The sequence below is a fragment of the Albimonas marina genome (assembly GCF_029223255.1).
Classification (GTDB): Bacteria; Pseudomonadota; Alphaproteobacteria; order Rhodobacterales; family Rhodobacteraceae; genus Albimonas.
Window position 1 is genome coordinate 256,489 of the sequence record NZ_JARHUC010000009.1, and the last position, 17,675, is coordinate 274,163.

The 17,675-nt window shown below is 73.6% G+C and carries 10 protein-coding genes; 7 read left to right on the forward strand and 3 right to left on the reverse strand.

Features of this window, described 5'->3' with window-relative positions; genetic code table 11:
* Window positions 1-113: 113 nt before the first annotated feature.
* From P2H44_RS22380 to P2H44_RS22410, 7 genes are all read left to right on the forward strand, one after another.
* On the forward strand, window positions 114-1,064 hold the full coding sequence (locus tag P2H44_RS22380; RefSeq protein ID WP_275767234.1) for a COX aromatic rich motif-containing protein: 951 nt from the start codon (window positions 114-116) through the stop codon (window positions 1,062-1,064).
* Window positions 1,061-3,193 carry a cbb3-type cytochrome c oxidase subunit I gene (locus tag P2H44_RS22385; RefSeq protein WP_275767236.1) on the forward strand — a complete coding sequence of 711 codons (2,133 nt, stop codon included), beginning with the start codon at window positions 1,061-1,063 and terminating at the stop codon, window positions 3,191-3,193. Before P2H44_RS22380 ends, P2H44_RS22385 begins: the two co-directional genes overlap by 4 nt.
* Window positions 3,190-3,819 carry a cytochrome c oxidase subunit 3 gene (locus P2H44_RS22390; protein WP_275767238.1) on the forward strand — a complete coding sequence of 210 codons (630 nt, stop codon included), beginning with the start codon at window positions 3,190-3,192 and terminating at the stop codon, window positions 3,817-3,819. Before P2H44_RS22385 ends, P2H44_RS22390 begins: the two co-directional genes overlap by 4 nt.
* Complete coding sequence (locus P2H44_RS22395) at window positions 3,816-4,193, forward strand: cytochrome o ubiquinol oxidase subunit IV (protein WP_275767240.1); 378 nt, start codon at window positions 3,816-3,818, stop codon at window positions 4,191-4,193. Before P2H44_RS22390 ends, P2H44_RS22395 begins: the two co-directional genes overlap by 4 nt.
* Window positions 4,194-4,287: 94 nt before the next feature.
* Window positions 4,288-6,606 carry an FdhF/YdeP family oxidoreductase gene (locus tag P2H44_RS22400; RefSeq protein WP_275767242.1) on the forward strand — a complete coding sequence of 773 codons (2,319 nt, stop codon included), beginning with the start codon at window positions 4,288-4,290 and terminating at the stop codon, window positions 6,604-6,606.
* Between the two features lie 389 nt (window positions 6,607-6,995).
* Window positions 6,996-11,561, forward strand: a complete 4,566-nt coding sequence (locus P2H44_RS22405) for a molybdopterin cofactor-binding domain-containing protein (protein WP_275767243.1) — start codon at window positions 6,996-6,998, stop codon at window positions 11,559-11,561.
* Between the two features lie 41 nt (window positions 11,562-11,602).
* Window positions 11,603-13,078: a hypothetical protein gene (locus P2H44_RS22410; RefSeq protein WP_275767244.1), complete on the forward strand. Its 1,476-nt coding sequence runs from the start codon at window positions 11,603-11,605 to the stop codon at window positions 13,076-13,078.
* Window positions 13,079-13,136: 58 nt separating this feature from the next.
* On the opposite strand, the gene P2H44_RS22415 is transcribed toward P2H44_RS22410, so the two are convergent.
* The 3 genes from P2H44_RS22415 to P2H44_RS22425 form a co-directional block, all read right to left on the reverse strand.
* Window positions 13,137-14,348, reverse strand: coding sequence for an acyl-CoA dehydrogenase family protein (locus P2H44_RS22415; protein ID WP_275767245.1), 1,212 nt, complete (start codon window positions 14,346-14,348; stop codon window positions 13,137-13,139).
* 3 nt (window positions 14,349-14,351) lie between these two features.
* On the reverse strand, window positions 14,352-15,458 hold the full coding sequence (locus tag P2H44_RS22420; RefSeq protein WP_275767247.1) for an acyl-CoA dehydrogenase family protein: 1,107 nt from the start codon (window positions 15,456-15,458) through the stop codon (window positions 14,352-14,354).
* 219 nt (window positions 15,459-15,677) lie between these two features.
* Window positions 15,678-17,624 carry an adenylate/guanylate cyclase domain-containing protein gene (locus P2H44_RS22425; RefSeq protein ID WP_275767249.1) on the reverse strand — a complete coding sequence of 649 codons (1,947 nt, stop codon included), beginning with the start codon at window positions 17,622-17,624 and terminating at the stop codon, window positions 15,678-15,680.
* Between the last annotated feature and the right edge of the window lie 51 nt (window positions 17,625-17,675).

Sequence of the window (17,675 nt, forward strand, 5' to 3'; positions counted from 1 at the left end):
CCGCGGGCTTGGCGCCGCGGGGCCTTGGTTTCGTCATCCCCGGCGCCACCTTGGAGCTCCAGCGCCGTTCGCGCGCTTGGCCGCCGTCAGCCGTCAGCCGGAGCCCCCGTCGCATGTCCGTCCTCCCCACCGCCCCCGCCGCGACGCAGGTCGACGCAGGGGGGGCAGGAGGCGAGCCCGCCTCGCCGCGGCCCCGCCCGGGCCTCGCCGGGGCGGCGCGGGCCGGGATGGCGGCGCTCGCGGCCGTGCCGCTCGGGGGCTGCGCCTGGCGGCCCGGCTTCTTCGACGCCGCCGGGCCCGTGGCCGCGGCCCAGGCCGACCACTTCCGCTTCGTGACCCTCGTGATGCTCGCCGTCTGCGCGCCCCTCTTCCTCGCCCTGCCGGTGGTGCTGTGGACCTGGCGGCGCGGGGGCCGGGGGCCCTGGCGGCCGGACTGGAGCGGCTCCCGCGCCGTCGAGGCGGTGGTCTGGGGCGTGCCGGCGGTGGTGCTGGTGGTGCTGGGAACCCAGCTCTGGCGCCGCACGATGGAGTTCGACCCCCAGGCGCCGCTCGGCCCCGCGCCGCTGGAAGTGCGGGCGGTGATGCTCGACCGCCATTCGCTGTTTCTCTACCCCGCGCAGGGCGTCGCCAGCCTCGACCGGCTGGTGCTGCCCCGGGGCCGTCCCGTGACGCTGGAGCTGACCTCCTCGGGCGTGATGCGCTCGCTCGCGATCCCGCGGCTGGCGGGGCAGGTCTACGCCATGGGCGGGATGGCGACGCGGCTGAACCTGCGCGCCGACCAGGTCGGAACCTTCGAGGGACGCAACATGCAGTACGACGGCCCCGGCTTCCCGCGGGAGGGCTTCGCCGTGGCCGTCGAGCCGCCCGAGCGGTTCGAGGCCTGGCTCGCGCAGACCCGCGCCCAAGCGCCCACGATGAGCCCCGAGGCCTACGCCGCCCTGTCCGCCCCGCCGGCCGCGGAAGCTCCGCGCGTCTTCTCCGCCTATCCCGCGGGGCTGTTCGACCAGGTCCTGGCGGCGACCCGGGGCGAGGCGCCCCCGCCGGGCGGGGAGGGCGCGCGATGAGCTGGGCGGACCTGCTGGGCCGGCTCGACTGGTCCTCGCTGGTGTTCCTGCGCGCCTGGCGGGAGCCGACGCTCAGCCAGGGGATCGCGGCGGGGGCGGGCGCGGTCGAGGTCCTGGCGGCCCTCGCGGTCGCGGCGTGGCTGACCGCGACGGGGCGCTGGGGGACGCTGTGGCGGGACTGGCTGACCAGCCTCGACCACAAGAAGATCGGGATCATGTACATGGTCCTCGGCCTCGCGATGTTCGTGCGCGCGCTGATCGAGGCGGCGCTGATGCGCGCCCAGCAGATGGCCGCGGTGGGCGAGCCGGGGTTCCTGACGCCCGAGCATTTCGCGCAGCTCTTCTCCACCCACGGCACGATCATGATCTTCTTCGTCGCGATGCCGCTGCTGACGGGGCTGATCAACTTCGTGATGCCCCTGCAGATCGGGGCGCGGGACGTGAGCTTTCCGCTGCTCAACGCCGTGTCGCTGGCGCTGACGGCGGCGGGGGCGGCGCTGATGCTGGTCAGCCTGGTCGTGGGGGACTTCTCGACCGGCGGCTGGACCGGCTACGCGCCCTTCACCGAGGCGACGGTCAGCCCCGGGCCGGGGGTCGACTACTGGATCTGGGCGGTGTCGCTCAGCTCCATCGGCTCGACCCTGACGGGGCTGAATTTCGCGGTCACGCTCTACAAGCGCCGGGCGCCGGGGATGGGGCTGTTCCGCATGCCGCTGTTCTGCTGGACGGCGCTGTGCACCTCGATCCTGATGATCTTCGCGATGGCGCCGCTGACCGCCTGCACGGCGATGCTGGCGCTGGACCGGGCGGCGGGCTTCCACTTCTTCACCAACGCCGCCGGCGGCGACATGATGAACTACGCCAACCTGTTCTGGCTGTTCGGGCACCCGGAGGTCTACATCCTGATCCTGCCCGCCTTCGGCGTCTGGTCCGAGGTGGCGGCGATCTTCGCGGCCAAGCGCCTGTGGGGCTACCGCAGCCTGGTCTACGCGACCATGTGCATCGCGGTGCTCAGCTTCACGGTCTGGCTGCACCACTTCTTCACCATGGGCCAGGACGCCGCGATCAACGCGGTCTTCGGCATCGCCACCATGGTGATCGGCGTGCCCACGGGGGTGAAGGTCTACGACTGGCTGCTGACCATGGTCGGCGGGCGGATCCGCTTCGCGACCCCGATGCTGTTCCTGGTCTTCTTCCTCGCCGCCTTCGTGATCGGCGGGCTGACGGGCGTGCTGCTGGCCAACCCCACGATCGACTACCAGGTCCATAACTCGCTGTTCCTGGTGGCGCATTTCCACAACATGCTGATCCCGGGCGTGCTGTTCGCGATGTTCGCGGGCGTGCAGCTGTGGTTCCCCAAGGCCTTCGGCTTCCGCCTGCACGAGGGCTGGGGCCGCGCCGCCTTCTGGTGCCTGGGCCCGGGCTTCCTGCTGGCGTTCCTGCCGCTCTACGGCCTGGGGCTGATGGGCGCGCCGCGGCGCATGGCGATGTGGTCCGACCCCGCCTACACGCCCTGGCTCGCGGTCGCGCTGGGGGGCGCGCTGCTGATCCTCGCGGGCGTCGCGTGCCTCGCCGTGCAGCTCGTCGTCTCGGTCCGGCGGCGGGCGGAGCTCGCCTCGCCGCTGGGCGATCCCTGGAACGGGCGCACGCTGGAGTGGTCGGTCCCCTCGCCGCCGCCGGAGTGGAACTTCGCCGTGATCCCGAAGGTCGAGGATCGCGACGCCTTCTTCGAGGCCAAGCGCCGGGGCGAGCCCTGGCCCCGGCCCGCGCGCTACGAGGATATCGAGATGCCGCGCAACACCGCCGCGGCGCCGCTGCTGGGCCTCTGCGCCGCGGTCTGCGGCTTCGCGCTGACCTGGTGGATGTGGTGGCTGGCGGCCCTGAGCCTCGCGGCCGGCTGGGCGGTGGTGACCGCGCGCGCCTTCGCGCAGACCACCACGGAAGTCATCCCCGCCGCCCGCGTGCAGGCCGAGCATGAGCGCTTCCTCGCCGCGCTCGACGCCGCGCCCGCCGTGGGACGGGACGCCGAGTTCACGCCCGCCAACCGCGGCAAGGCCGACCCGTCGGAGCTGTTCGCCGATCCCGCCCCGCGCCCCGCCGCCGCCGCCGCGCCGAGGGCCGCCCGATGAGCGCGCGCAACCTCCACCCCGGCCTCAACCTGGGCCGCACCGACGCCGACACCCACCGCGCGGCGGAGGAGATCCTGTTCGGCTTCTGGATCTTCCTGATGAGCGACCTGGTGCTGTTCGCCATCCTCTTCGCCACCTACGCCTCGATGAGCGTGCATGGCGTCGCCGGCGGCCCCGGCCCCCGGGACGTGGCGGCGCTGGGCCCCGCCTTCGCCGAGACGCTGCTGCTGCTCGCCTCCACCGTCGCCGTCGGCTTCGCCTCGCTGGCCATGAAGCACCGGGAGCGGCGCGGGCCGGTGCTCGCCTGGCTCGCCGTCACCGCCGCCTGCGGGCTGGGGTTCCTGGCGCTGGAGGGGCGGGACTTCGTGAGGATGGCGACCGAGCTCGGCGCCGCCCCCCAGGTCAGCGGGTTCCTCTCGGCCCACTGGCTGCTGACGGGCACGCATTTCGTGCACGTGGCCGCGGGCCTGATCTGGATGGCCGTCCTCGCGGTGCAGGTCGCGACGCGGGGCGTCGTGGCGCCGGTGAAGCTGCGCCTGATGCGGCTGGCGCTGTTCTGGCACATGCTCGACGTGGTCTGGGTCGGCATCTTCACTTTCGTCTTCCTGGTGGGAGCCGCCGCATGACCCGCCGCCCCGAAGACAGCCGCGACGACCGCCCCGACGCCGCCCCGCATGACGAGGCCTCCCTCCACGAGAGCGACGCCGAGGCGCGGCGCGACCTGCGCCGCCTTCTGACGGGCGGGGCGGTCTCGCTGGCGCTGGTGCTGGCGGCCTTCGGGCTGGTGCGGTTCGAGCTCGTCTCCGGCCTCCCGGCGCTGGGCTGGCTGGGGGCGCTCGCCGCCGTGCACGTGATCGCCCAGTTCCGCTTCTTCCTCCACATCGACCTGCAGCGCTCGCATCGCGACGACCTGCTGCTGGTCCTGTTCTCGTTCCTGGTGGTGGCGCTGATGGTCGGCGGCACGATCTGGATCCTCTTCAACCAGCACGCGCAGATGTAGCCGCGCGCGCCTCTTCCGCCGCCCCGCCGGGCGGCTTCACCCCGGCCCCCGCCGCCGCAGCCGACGACGGGACCCAGCAAGGAAGGACCCGCCCATGGCCTCCTCCGACGCCCCCCGCCCCGGATCCCGCCACGATCCCGCCGCCCAGGACCCCGACACGCCCTTCGACGGCGACGCGGCCGGGGGCTGGGGCTCCCTGCGCGGCGTCGCCCGCATCTTCGGAGAGGTCGACGCGAACGGCCGGGCCCTCTCGATCCTGTCGAAGCTCAACAAGCCGGGCGGGGTCATGTGCTCCTCCTGCGCCTGGGCCAAGCCCGCCAGGCCCCACCGGTTCGAGTTCTGCGAGAACGGCGCCAAGGCCACCCTGTGGGAGCTGGACGAGGCGCGCGCCGACCCCGCCTTCTTCGAGGACCACCCCGTCGCCGAGCTGCGCGGCTGGCATGACCACGACCTCGAAAAGGCCGGCCGCCTGACCCACCCGCTGCGCTACGACGCGGCCGCCGACCGCTATCGCCCCGTCTCGTGGGCGGAGGCCTTCGCCGAGATCGGGCGGGAGCTGGCGGCCCTGCCGGACCCGCGCCAGGCGGTGTTCTACGCCTCGGGCCACGCGGGGCTGGAGGCGTCCTACCTCTACGCCCTCTTCGCCCGCGCCATGGGCCACCAGAACCTGCCGCAGTCGTCGAACATGTGCCACGAGACGACCTCGGTGAACCTCAAGAGCTTCATCGGCACCCCGGTCGGGACCTGCACGCTCGAGGATTTCGAGAGCTGCGACGCGATCTTCTTCTTCGGCCAGAACACCGGGACCAACAGCCCCCGCTTCCTGCACGTGCTGAAGGCCGCGGTCGCGCGGGGCTGCCGGATCGTCACCTTCAACCCGGTGCGCGAACGCGGGTTGATCGAGTTCGTGGACCCTCAGGACATCGTGCAGATGACCGTGGGCTCTGCCACGAAGATCTCGGAGGAATATTTCCAGGTCCGTCCCGGCGGCGACGTGGCGGTGCTGACCGGCCTGATGAAATGCGTGCTCGACGCCGAGGACGCGGCCCCCGGCACGGTGCTGGACCGCGCCTTCATCGACGCCGAGACCTCCGGCTGGGCCGAGACCGAGGCCGCGGTGCGCGCCGCCCCCTGGGCGGAGATCGAGGTCCACGCCGGCCTGACCCGCGCGATGATCGAGCGGGCGGCGGAGATCTACCTCTCGGCCGAGCGGCCCATCGGCATCTACGGCATGGGCCTGACCCAGCATGTGAACGGCTGGCTGAACCTCGGGATGCTGGTGAACCTGCTGCTGATGCGCGGCGCCATCGGGCGGCCGGGGACCGGCATCTCGCCGGTGCGCGGCCACTCCAACGTGCAGGGCCAGCGCACGGTGGGGGTGGGGGAGAAGTCCGCCCACATGCCCGCCGACCGCCTGCGCGCCCAGTTCGGGATCGAGCCGCCGGAGGAGGAGGGCATGAACGCCGTCCACGCCTGCCAGGCCCTGCTGGAGGGGCGGGTGCGCGCCGTCGTCTCGCTGGGCGGCAACCTCCTGCGCGCCCTGCCGGACCGCGAGCGGATCGAGGCCGCCTGGCCGTCGCTGCGCCTTTCGGTTCACATCGCGACCAAGCCCAACCGCTCCCATCTCGCGCCGGGGGAGGTGGCCTATATCCTCCCCTGCCTGGGGCGCACCGACCAGAACCTGCAGCCCTCGGGCGTGCAGGCGACGTCGATGGAGGACACGTTCTCCCACATCTACGGCTCGCTGGGGCGCGCCGAGCCGCCGGGGCCGGAGGTCCGCTCGGAAACCGCGATCGTGGCGGGGCTGGCGGAGGCGACGCTGCCGGCGAACCCGAAGCTGCGCTGGCGGGCGTGGTCGCAGAACCACGAACAGGTGCGCGACCTGATCGCCGAGACCTTCCCCGACGATTTCGCCGACTTCAACGCGCGCCTGTTCCAGCCCGGCGGCTTCTACCGCGGCAACCCCGCGCGCGAGCGCGACTGGAAGACCGACGACGGCCGCGCGCGGTTCACCGCGCCCACGACGCTCTCGGCACTGGGCGAGGCGCCGAAGGGGGAGGAGATGACCCTCATCACCCTGCGCTCCAACGACCAGTTCAACACCACGATCTACGGCTTCTCCGACCGGCTGCGGGGGCTGGAGGGCAGCCGGATGGTGGTGCTGATGAACCGCGACGAGATCGAGCGGCGGGGGCTGGAGGAGGGCGCCTCGGTCGCCCTCGTCTGCGCGGTCGAGGACGGTCATGACCGCCGGGTCGGGGGCCTGACCCTGACCGCCTACGACCTGCCCCCGGGCTGCGTGGCGGGCTATTACCCCGAGCTCAATCCGCTGGTGCCGCTGGACTACTGCGAGAAGAACTCCCAGACGCCGGCCTACAAGGGCACGCCGGTGCGCATCCTGCGCGACGGCTGACGGGGAGCGGCCGGGGGAACGGGTTGCGATCCCCCGGCGCCGCGCAGGCGATCCGCATTCGGTCCCGGCCATGGACGGGCCAGGATCCAGGCCGCGGAGGGGCGCCGCCTGCGCCGTGCTACGCGCGTCTCCGGCGCCGTTGCGGGCCCCCCGCGCCCTCGCTCCGGGCGCGCAATCAGAGCGCGAACCGAGCGATGCTTGTTGACCCTGCGTTCGTCTCGGCGCAGGCTCCCTTCCGCCGGGGAATATCTTAACGCTTTGAAATTCAAGCGTTGTTCATCTTCGGCCAAGTGCATCGGGGGGCGCCGGCCGGACGTGGACGACGGTCCGCACGGCCCTCCCCGCAGAACAGCCGGGCTGCGTATCGCCCGGCGGGGGGAGCGAAGCGCGTGTCCAGCTCGCAGGTCACTTTCTTTCTCAACGGGCGCAGGGTCGCCCTGTCCGATCCGGACCCGGATCTCCTGCTGATCGACTGGCTGCGCTCGCCGCAGGTCGGACTGGCCGGGCCCAAGAAGCCCTGCGGCCAGGGCGGCTGCGGCGGCTGCACCGTGATCCTGTCCCGCTGGGACGAGGGTCGGGGCGAGGTCGAGCACCGCGCAGTGAATTCTTGCCTGCGCCCGGTCTGCGCGCTGGACGGGCTGTCGGTGACCACGATCGAGGGCACCGGCGCGGCGCGCAAGCCCAACCCGCCCAGCCTGCATCACGCCGAGGTCTACAGCCGCCACGCGCCGGCCCCCGGCGTCCAGTCCGCGCGCCTGCAGGCCGCCCGCGACGCCGCCGAGGACAAGCGCGAGGCGGTGCTGGCCGCCGTGAAGGCCTGCGCCGACGGCCCCGCCGAGGTCTCGGCGACGCTGGCGCCGGAGGCCGAGCCGCACCCCTCCGAGGTCGAGCACGAGGGGATGAACCTCGTCGCCTGGCGGCTGGCGGCGAACAACGGCAGCCAGTGCGGCTACTGCTCGGTCGGGTTCGTGATGAACATGTCCGAGTTCCTGTCCAGCAACCCCCGGGCCACCAAGCGCGAGATCGAGCAGGCGCTGGACGGCAACCTGTGCCGCTGCACCGGCTACCGGCCGATCCTGACCGCGATGAAGACCTTCGCCTCGGACTGGACCGAGGCGGACGAGGCCGCCCGGATGAAATGCGTGCTCGACGACGACGCGGCCTCGCAGAAGCCGGCGTCGAGCATCGTCATCCCGTTCCCCGAGGCCGCCAAGGCCCCGCCGCAGCCGGTCGACGTGACCGGCCCCCGGCAGGCCTGGCGCACGCCCGCAGACGTCGCCGCCCTGCTGGCGATGATGCGCGAGGGCGATCCGTCGGCGCGTCGGCTGGTCTCGGCCAACACCTCCTTCGGGATCTACAAGGAGGAATACGAGGACGCCTGCGTTCTGATCGACGTCCGCGGCCTGCCGGAGCTGAGCCCGCCGACGGAGATCGCCGAGACGGCGCTGCGGGTCGCCGCCTCGATGACCTACACCGACCTGATCGCGCTGCTGGAAGCGCAGATGGAGGCGCGCGGCGAGGTCGAGACGGGGCCGGACGGCGACCGGCTCTATCCGGTCGGCACGGCGCTCGGCGCGCTGCACCACATGGCGATGCGCACGGCGGGGCGGATCGTGCGCAACGCGGCCACGATCGGCGGCAACCTGATGCTGGTCCTGCACCATATCGCGAAGGGGGAGCCGTTCCCCTCGGACCTCGCCACCGCGCTGGTCGGGGTGGGGGCGGAGGTCGAGCACCTCGACGCCCGCCAGGTCGACGGGGCGCCTGGGCGGAGCACGGTCGAGGCGCTGGTCGCGGCCTGCGCCGCCGATCCGGGCCTGCCGGACGCGCTGGTGCTGCTGGCCTTCCACCTGCCGGCTCAGGCGGGGGGCGACCTGCTGCTGCCGCAGAAGACCGCCCTGCGGGAGGTGAACGCCCACAGCCTGGTCAACGCCGCCTCGCGCCTGTCGGTCGCGGGCCAGGCGGTGTCGGCGGCGGTTCTGGTCTTCGGCGGCGTCGCCCCGTTCCCCTGGCGCGCCGGCAAGACCGAGGCGCTGATGCGCGCGCTGCCGCTGACGCTGGCCTCGGCGCCGGCGCTGGCCGAGTCGATCCGCGCCGAGACCGAGGCCGAGCTCGCCCGCTGGCGCGACCGCATGGCGGGCCTGCCGAGCGAGGGCGTGCCGGACGCCTACCGGGTGCAGCTCGCCGTCTCCTACGTGTTCAAGACGCTGGTGAACGCGATCGTGCGCACGGGCGGCGCGGTTCCGCCCGACGTCGCCTCGGTCGCCGAGACGGCCTGGGGCCGCTGGCCGGTCAGCGACGGGCGCCAGTCCTGGAAATCCCGCAGCTTCGAGCAGCCGGTCGGCGTGCCCTACATCAAGCACATGGCGATGGACCAGACCTCGGGGCAGGTCCACTACGCCCATGAGCTGGCCGTGCCGCCGCTGACGGTCTTCGCCTCGCTGGCGCAGAGCGCGCGGGCGCTGGCGGACTTCTCCTGGCGCGTGCCGGGCGAGGAGACGACGAGCGTGGCGCGCCTGCGCGACCACCTGAGCGCGACCTTCCCCGGGTTCATCGACATAATCACCGCTCAGGACATTCCCGACGGCGGCGTGAACCTGCAGGGCATGGGCGCGGACCAGCCGGTCTTCGCCGACGGCACGGTCGACTACGTGGGCCAGTGCCTGGCGCTGATCGGGGCCGACGACCCGCAGACGGCCGAGCGGATCGCGGACTACGTCTCGGCGAGCTGCGTGACCTGGCGCGAGCGGGCGCCCCGGCCCGGCGAGCCGGAGTGGTGGAGCCGCCCGGTCCTGACGCTGGAGGACGCGATCCGCGTCGGCTCGATCTTCCCCGACTGGCCCAAGCGGCAGAACTTCGTCTCCCACATCTGGCGGATCGTGCGGCCGGGCAGCCGGCTGGACTGGGTGCAGGCGGTCGAGGATCCCCTGGACCGCGAGTCCTTCGTGCGCCCCGGCACGGTCGACGGCGTCGCCTGCCGGATCGTCGGGGGCGCCCAGTCGGCGGGCGCGCAGATCCACTTCTACATGGAGCCGCAGGCCGCGGTGGCCGAGCTGATGGACGACCGGCGCATGGTGCTGCGCCCCTCGACCCAGAGCCCGATGGAGATGCACCAGACCGCCGCCATGGCGCTGGGGGCGATGTACAACCACGTCCAGGTCGACGTGCCCCAGGTGGGCGGCGGCTTCGGCGGCAAGACCGAGCAGACCCGCTTCGTCGTGGGCCCGACCGCGGTCGCGGCCCGCGCCATGAAGCGCCCGGTGCGCCTCGCGCTCGACCGCGAGCGCGACACCGCGATGATCGGCAAGCGCCACGCCTATTACGGCCAGTACCAGGTGGCGATCGACGCGGGCGAGACGAACCCCGACGACCGCGGCCTGATCCGCGGCTTCGACAACCGCATGTATGGCGACGGGGGAGCGTTCTACGACTGCTCCTTCATCGTCTCGAACTGCATCCAGACCCGGATCGACAACGCCTACCGGGTGGAGAACTTCCGCAACCAGATCGACGTCTGCCGCACCAACACCGCGCCCTCGACCGCCTTCCGCGCCTTCGGCGACATCCAGGGCAAGATCATCCTGGAAAGCGCCATCGACGACGCCGCCTTCGCGGTGGGCATGACCGCCGAGGCGGTGCGCGAGAAGAACCTCTACCAGCGCGGCGACGTCACGCCCTTCGGGCAGGCGCTGTCGTTCTGCTACATCCGCGAGGTCTGGGACTGGCTGAAGACCGAGATCGGCTACGACGCGAAGCGCGCCGAGGTCGAGGCCTTCAACGCCGCGAACCGCTGGCGCAAGCGCGGCATCGCCATGCTGCCGGTCAAGTACGGCTCGGGCTACAACCTCGCGATGCTCGAGCAGGCGACGGCGGTGATCTCGATCTACCAGGCCGACGGCACGGTGATCATCCACCAGGGCGGCGTCGAGATGGGGCAGGGCCTGCTGACCCAGATGCGCCAGGTCGCGGCCTACGTGCTGAACCTGCCGATGGAGATGATCGTGATCGAGGCGCCGCGCACCGCGGTGGTGCCCAACCCGACCTCGACCGGCGGCTCGACCGGCACGGCCTACAACGGCGAGGCGGTGCGGCGGCTGTGCGCGCAGATGCGCGGGCGGCTGATGGAGTTCGCCCAGAAGATGCTGACCGAGAACGGGGACGAGTGGTGCCGCGCCCAGGGCATCGACTGGTGGAACCACGGGGCCGAGGGCTGGCGGGCCGAGACCGCGGCCGGCGACGGGCTGATCTGGCAGAAGCTGGTGGCGATGGCCTACGCCAACCGGGTCGGGCTGACCGCGGCCTTCACCGCGCCGATCGCGGGCGGCGACACGCCCACGCCGGCGGTGGAATACAAGCCCCACGACCTGCAGCCGAAGATCCCGGGCTACGAATCCGACCCCGACGCCAACGGCGGCGCGTTCGACAATTTCGTGGGCTTCACCTACTCGGCCGCGGCTTCGGTGGTCGAGGTGGACGTGCTGACCGGCGAGACCAAGATCCTCTCGTCCGACATCGCCTACGACATGGGCTGGAGCCTGAACCCCGCCGTCGACATCGGCCAGGTCGAGGGCGCCTTCGTGCAGGGGATCGGCTACGTGCTGACCGAGCGGCTCGCCTTCCAGCCCGACGGGCCGGAGGCGGGGCGGCTCAACACGCTCAACACCTGGCGCTACAAGCCGCCCGCGGTCACCACCATCCCGCTCGAGATGAACGTGCGCCTGTTCCCGCGCGACCTGGTGCCGTTCCCGCCGGCGCCGGATGCGGGCGTCCTGTCCTCCAAGGAGGTCGGCGAGCCGCCGCTGGTGCTGGCGACCAGCGTGTTCCTCGCGGTGAAGGGGGCGGTGCGCGCCTCGCGCCTCGAGCGGGGCCTTCCGGGCCTCTTCCGTCTCGACGCCCCGTGCACCGTCGACACGGTGCGCGAGGCCTGCGCGGTCGATCCCGCATCCTTCGCCTGAGCCACGCCCCGAAGAAGAGCGCAGCCCCAATGGAGGCCGTCATGACCCATCTCCAGACCCCGAACGCCCCGGCGCGACGCAGGACGCGGCGCGCGGGCCCGCCGCTCGTCGTGGCGCTGGCCCTCGTCGTCGCCGGACCGGCGGCCGCGCAGGGCGTGTCCTCGGTGAACCCGAACTGCCCGTCGAACGCGACGAAGCCGCTGCCGCCGGGGACCATGCCCACGGCGAAGGTCGCCCCCGCCGACGCCATCGCGCGGCCAGGCCCGTTCCCGGACTTCGGCTTCATGGTCTCCGCCTCCGAGTACCACGAGTGCTGGAGCGACCAGCCCGTCTTCCGCCTGAAGACCGACTACCCGAGCGAGAAGCCCGAGGCCCTGCCGGCCTTCATGGAGATCGACTTCCGCACCGATCCGCAGGCCTACCTGATGGCGGTGCGCGACTACGCCTTCGCCGGCAACCTGCCGCACTGGGACCCGTTCCAGAACGCCGAGGCGCGCTGGTATCACCTGCCGTGGCTGCATTCCGCCACCGCCGCCTATCCGCCCAACGGCGGCACCGAGGGCTTCCGCGGCCTGATCAAGGAGGCGCCGCTCAGCCCCGGGCAGCTCGGTCCGGGCCAGCTGGGGCAGGACGGGGGCTATTCCGTCTACGCCACCACCCTGGTGAACGAGCAGGCGGGCTGGCTGCTGGGCCGGATGTGGGCGGACCCGCGGAACCCCGACCCCCGCGTGACCGACGCCCGCTACGGCGGCGGCTTCCCGGAGGGGACGGTGTTCGCGAAGCTCCTGTTCACCGATGCGCCCAAGGGCGTGGACGACCTGCCGTTCCTCGAGAACCCGCTCGCCTGGATGGCCTACATCACCCCCGACTTCTGGACCGGCGCGACCCGGGAGGTCACGCAGGTGAACCTGCTGCAGATGGACGTCGCCGTGCGCGACAGCCGGGCGCCGGTCACGCAGTGGGTCTTCGGCACCTTCGCCTACAACGGCGCCCTGAACCGCGAGAACCCGTTCGAGAACCTCGTTCCCGTCGGGCTGATGTGGGGCAACGACCCGGACGACACGACGAACCGCACCACCCCCTTCCCCCCCACGAAGACCGAGCCGAACCCCGACCTGAAGGAGACGGTGATCTTCGAGAGCCCCGACCTGCCGCCCCAGCACCTGGGCTGGAACGGGCGGCTGAACGGGCCGGCGGACCTCAACACCACCTCCTGCATGTCCTGCCACATGGCCGCGCAGTACCCCGCGGTGGTCTCGCTGGTGCCCGACGGGGCGGTGCCCGACGGCGGCCCGCGCCCTCCGACCCAGGGGGGGAGCGAGGCGTGGATGAAGTGGTTCCAGAACATCCCCGCCGGAAGCTCGATGAGCGAGTCCGCCTACTCGACCGACTTCTCCTTCCAGGTGGCGATCGGGCTGACCAACTTCTTCGCCGCCCGCGACGCCGCCTCCGAGGGGATGTGGGCCGAGGAGTTCGAGCTCGCCCCCGTCCCCATCCAGCGCGGCTTCGCCGACTGAGCGCAGGCGAGGACGCCGAGCCGGGGCGTCGTCCCGGCCCGGCGCGGCCGCGGAGCGCTCAGCCGCTGCGCACCTCCCGGAAGGGGCGGCCGCGGTCCGGCTCCGCCTCGCGCGGAAGGCCCAGGACGCGCTCGGCGATGATGTTGCGCTGGATCTGGTCGGTGCCGCCGCCGATGGAGGTGAAATAGGCGTTCAGCGCCAGGAAGTTGGCGTCGTCGGCGAGCGGATGCTCGGGCCCGTCCAGCAGGCTCTGCGCGCCCAGGATCGCGGTGCGCATCCGCGCCTCCTCGTGCAGCACGCGGCTCATCGCCAGCTTGCCCAGCGACATCACGGGGGAGGAGGTGTCCCCCCGCTCCAGCGCCGCCTTGCCGCGGGCGTTGTTCAGCGCCAGCAGCCGGCGCAGCGCGACGACGCCCGCCAGGTCCTGGCGCAGCGCGGGGTCGTCCAGCCGCCCCTGCGCGCGGGCCAGCGCCACGAGGTCGTCCGAGATCCGCTCCCGCCGCGCGCCGCGGGGGCCTTCGCCCATCACGCCCCGCTCGTAGGCGAGCGCGGTCTGCAGCACCCGCCAGCCGCCGTTCAGCGGACCCACGACATTGGTCGCCGGCACGCGGGCGTCGGTGAGGAAGACCTCGTTGAAGTGCGCCTCGCCGGTGACCTGGGGCAGGGGGCGGACCTCGACCCCCGGCTGCTTCATGGGCAGCATGAAGAAGGTGATGCCGGCGTGCTTGGGCGCCTCCCAGTCGGTGCGCGCGATCAGCATCCCGTAGTCGGCATGGGCGGCGCCCGAGGTCCACACCTTCTGCCCGTTCACGACGTAGTCCTCGCCGTCCCGGTCCGCGCGCGTGCGGATCCCCGCGAGGTCGGAGCCGGCGGCAGGCTCGCTGTAGAGGAGGCAGGTGGTCAGCTCCCGGCGCAGCAGCGGGGGGATCATCGCGCGCTTCAGGCCCTCGTCGCCCAGGTCGAAGATCGTGCAGGCGGCGAGGTTCGACTTGTCCTGCCGGGCGCCGGGGGCGCCGACGCGCGCGAATTCCTCGTCCACCACCAGGGCCTGGTCGGTGGTCAGGCCGCGTCCGAACCAGCTCTCGGGCCAGGTGGGCACGCCCCAGCCGGCCTCGAGCACGCGCACGAACCAGGCCTTCACCTCGGCGGGCAGGGCCCACTTGTCCTCGATGGGGGGCAGGTCGTCGCGCCAGTTCGCCTCCAGCCAGGCGCGGACCTCGGCGCGCAGCGTCTCGACGTCGGGGGCGGGGGCGGTCGATGCAGGGGTCATGGCTCAGCCTCCGATCGCGGACAGGAAGCGCTCGCGGTGGAGCGGGGAGGGACCGAACAGCTGCGCCGTGGCGCGCGCCCGGCGCAGGTAGAGGTGGGCGGGATGCGCCCAGGTGAAGGCGATGCCGCCGTGCATCTGGATCGCGTCGGCGGCGACCCGCCCGTAGGCCTCGGCGCAGGCGAAGGCGGCCAGCGGCACGGCCTCCCCGGCGCGCGCCCCGCCCTCGGCCAGCGCCTCGGCGGCGTCGCGGGCGGCGGAGATCGCGGTCTCCACGTCCAGCAGCCGGTCGGCGGCCATGTGCTTGATCGCCTGGAAGCTGCCGATGGGCCGGCCGAACTGGATGCGGTCGCGGGCGTAGTCGACGGTCATGTCGAAGACCCGCCGCGCGCCGCCGGCCTGCTCCCCCGCCATCGCGACGAGGACGAGGTCGAGCGCCGCCTGGATCGAGGCCCAGCCCGGAGCGCCGACCCGCGTCGCGGGCGCGTCGCGGAAGGCGATCCGCGCCAGCCGCAGGGTCCGGTCGAAGGTGGGGAGGGGAGCGACGCTCACGCCCGGCGCGTCGGCGGGGAGCGCGAAGAGGGCGATCTCCCCATCCGTGCGCGCCGCGACCAGCAGCAGGTCGGCGACCTGGCCGTGGGTGACGTAGTCCGCGACGCCGCTCAGCGCGGCCGTCCCGCCCGCGCCCGTGGCCGAGACCGCGACGCCCGCCGGCGTCCAGTCCCCGCGCGCCGAGGTCAGCGCGGCGGTGGCGAGGGTCGTGCCCGCGGCGATGCCCGGCAGGTGCGCCGCCTGCGCCGCGCGGTCGCCGCTGGCGGCGAGCAGCCCGGCGGCCAGCACCGAAGAGGACAGGAAGGGCGAGCAGAGCAGCGCCGCGCCCATCGCCTCGGCCACCAGCTCCAGCTCGACCGGGCCCAGGCCGGCGCCGCCGAACTCCGGATCGACGATCAGGCCGACGACGCCCATCGCGGCCAGCTCGCGCCACAGGGCGGGGTCATGGCCCGTCTCGGTCTCCATCGTCGCGCGCACCTGCGCCTCGTCGCTGCGGTCGCGCAGCAGCGCGGCGATCGCGTCGCGGATCGCGCCGCGCTCTTCGATCGTGGTGTGTTTCACCTCGGCATCCTCCCGGCGGTCTTGTCGACGGCGGCCGCGCAGGGCCGCCGGCCCGCCTTCACCGGGCGGGTCCGGACACCACCGTAAGGTTGCCTTCGATCATTTTCCAAGCGCGGAGATTGAAAGGCCGAGGGTTCGCCTCCGCCGGAAGCGCCGGTTCGGCGCCTCGGCCCGGCCTCCGTTTCCACGGCCTTCGGATCCCAGGTTCGCCCCGCGCGGCTACTTGCTGTCCGCCGCGACCGACCCGTCCCAGTCGGGCGGCGGAGGGGCCGCGCGGAACGCCTCCGCCTGGCGGATCATCGCGGCGGCGTAGTCGGCGGCGGCCGGCTCCAGGGCCGCAAGCCTGCGCCAGCGCTCCGCGGCGCCGGACCAGTCGCGGCCGCGGTAGAGGCGCAGGGCCTCGGCCTGCAGCGTCGTCGCCCCGGCGGCGGGCCAGAGCGCGGCCGGCACGTGGATGCGCGTCGGCGCCGCCCGGCCCTTCACCGCGATCAGGTCCAGCTCGACCAGGGCCGGCGCCTCCGCCGCCTCCGCGGCCAGGGCGGCCGCGCCCTCGCCGACCAGGACCGTCGCGCCGTAGCGCTTCGTCAGCCCCTCCAGCCGGGCGGCCAGGTTCACCGGATCGCCCAGCGCCGTGTAGTCGAAGCGGCGGTCCGAGCCCATGTTGCCCACCACGCAGTCCCCGCTCTCGATCCCGATCCCGCAGGCGAGCCCGATGGGCGGCAGGCCGGCGGCGCGCGCCTCGGCGTCGATGCGCGCGGACAGGCGGTCCATGCGGCGGGCGGCCTCCAGCGCCGCGGCGACGGCCCTTGCGGCGTGGTCGGGCTGGTCGAGGGGCGCGTTCCACACGCCCATCACGCAGTCGCCGATGTACTTGTCGACCATGCCGCCGCTTTCCAGCACCGCGTCGGCGATCTCGGTCAGGGCGCGGTTCAGGATCCCGGTCAGCGCCTCGGGGCGGTCCTTCATGCGCTCGGTCAGGGTGGTGAAGCCGCGCAGGTCGCAGAACATCAGCGTCGTCGTCCGCCGCTCGCCCCCCAGGCGCAGCGCCGCCGGGTCCTCGGCCAGGCGGCGCACCATCTCGGGAGCCAGATACCGTTCGAAGGCGCGCAGGATGCGGCGGCGGGCCAGCCGTTCGCGCGCGTGGTCGAGCCCGGCATGACCGAGCCCGGCGACGAGCGCGGCGAAGGCGGGCGCGGCGGGCACCAGCCAGACCCCGCCGGCGAGCCCCGCCGCGCAGGCCGCCGCCGCCGCCAGCGCGACGCCGGCCGCCGCGGCGGCGCCCGCCGGCGGAGGGACCCGGCGGGCGAGCGCCACGGCCGCCGCCGCGGCCGCCATCGCCGCCAGCGCCGTCGCCCAGCCGGGCGCCGGGACCGTCCAGCGCCCGCGGGCCAGCGTCTCGATCGCGCGGGCATGCATCTCGACGCCCGAGGCGAGGCCGGCGCCCCGCGTGGTCCAGGCGGTGCGGAACCGGTCCGGCCCGGCCTCCGTCGCGTCGGGTCCGGCGCGCAGGTCGAAGCCGACCAGCGCCACGCGCCCGCGCAGCAGGTCCGGCGGCAGCATCCGCGCGGCGTCGAGCGCCTGGTAGACCGAGACCCGCGCCATCGCCCCGGGCGCCCGCGACACGTCGATCAGCGCGCCGGCCGGCGGCGTGGGCGCCCCGGCCAGCGCCTGGGCGGCGAAGGCGTCCGGCCCCGTCGGCAGCGCCCTCAGCGCCCCGTCGGGGTCGAGCGGCAGGCCCACCTCGCCGCAGCGCGCGCCTTGGCCGGCGAAGACCGGGGCGGGCGTCACCTGCTGGGTCAGCACGCCCTGCGCCGTCTCGATCCGCGCCTCGTCGCAGGCGAGCGTCACGTCGGGCCCCAGCGCCGCGGCGAGCGCCGCGTCCTCGGCCGGGTCGGAGGGGTCGGCGAACAGGATGTCCACCGCGATGGACGCGGCGCCGGCGGCGCGCAGGGACTCGATCAGCCGCGCATGCAGGCTCCGCGGCCAGGGCCAGGGCAGGCCGATCTCGGCGAAGGAGGGCTCGTCGACGGCGACGATCACCACCGGCGACGGCCCGGCGGGCGCCGGCAGCCGCGTCGCCGCCTGGTCGTAGGCGATCCGGTCGAGGGGCGCGAAGACCCCGGCGAGCCCCAGCGCCGCCGCCGCGACGCCGGCGAGCGCGGCCACGGCGAGGCTCGCGCGAAGGGAGGCGCGGGCGGCCCCGCGGTTCGCCGCGTC

Excerpts from the sequence above, each read along its gene's own strand:
- P2H44_RS22380 (WP_275767234.1), top strand. The coding sequence starts at position 114 with ATGTCCGTCCTCCCCACCGCCCCCGCCGCGACGCAGGTCGACGCAGGG.
- P2H44_RS22385 (WP_275767236.1), top strand. The coding sequence starts at position 1,061 with ATGAGCTGGGCGGACCTGCTGGGCCGGCTCGACTGGTCCTCGCTGGTG.
- P2H44_RS22390 (WP_275767238.1), top strand. The coding sequence starts at position 3,190 with ATGAGCGCGCGCAACCTCCACCCCGGCCTCAACCTGGGCCGCACCGAC.
- P2H44_RS22395 (WP_275767240.1), top strand. The coding sequence starts at position 3,816 with ATGACCCGCCGCCCCGAAGACAGCCGCGACGACCGCCCCGACGCCGCC.
- P2H44_RS22400 (WP_275767242.1), top strand. The coding sequence starts at position 4,288 with ATGGCCTCCTCCGACGCCCCCCGCCCCGGATCCCGCCACGATCCCGCC.
- P2H44_RS22410 (WP_275767244.1), top strand. The coding sequence starts at position 11,603 with ATGACCCATCTCCAGACCCCGAACGCCCCGGCGCGACGCAGGACGCGG.
- P2H44_RS22415 (WP_275767245.1), bottom strand. The coding sequence starts at position 14,348 with ATGACCCCTGCATCGACCGCCCCCGCCCCCGACGTCGAGACGCTGCGC.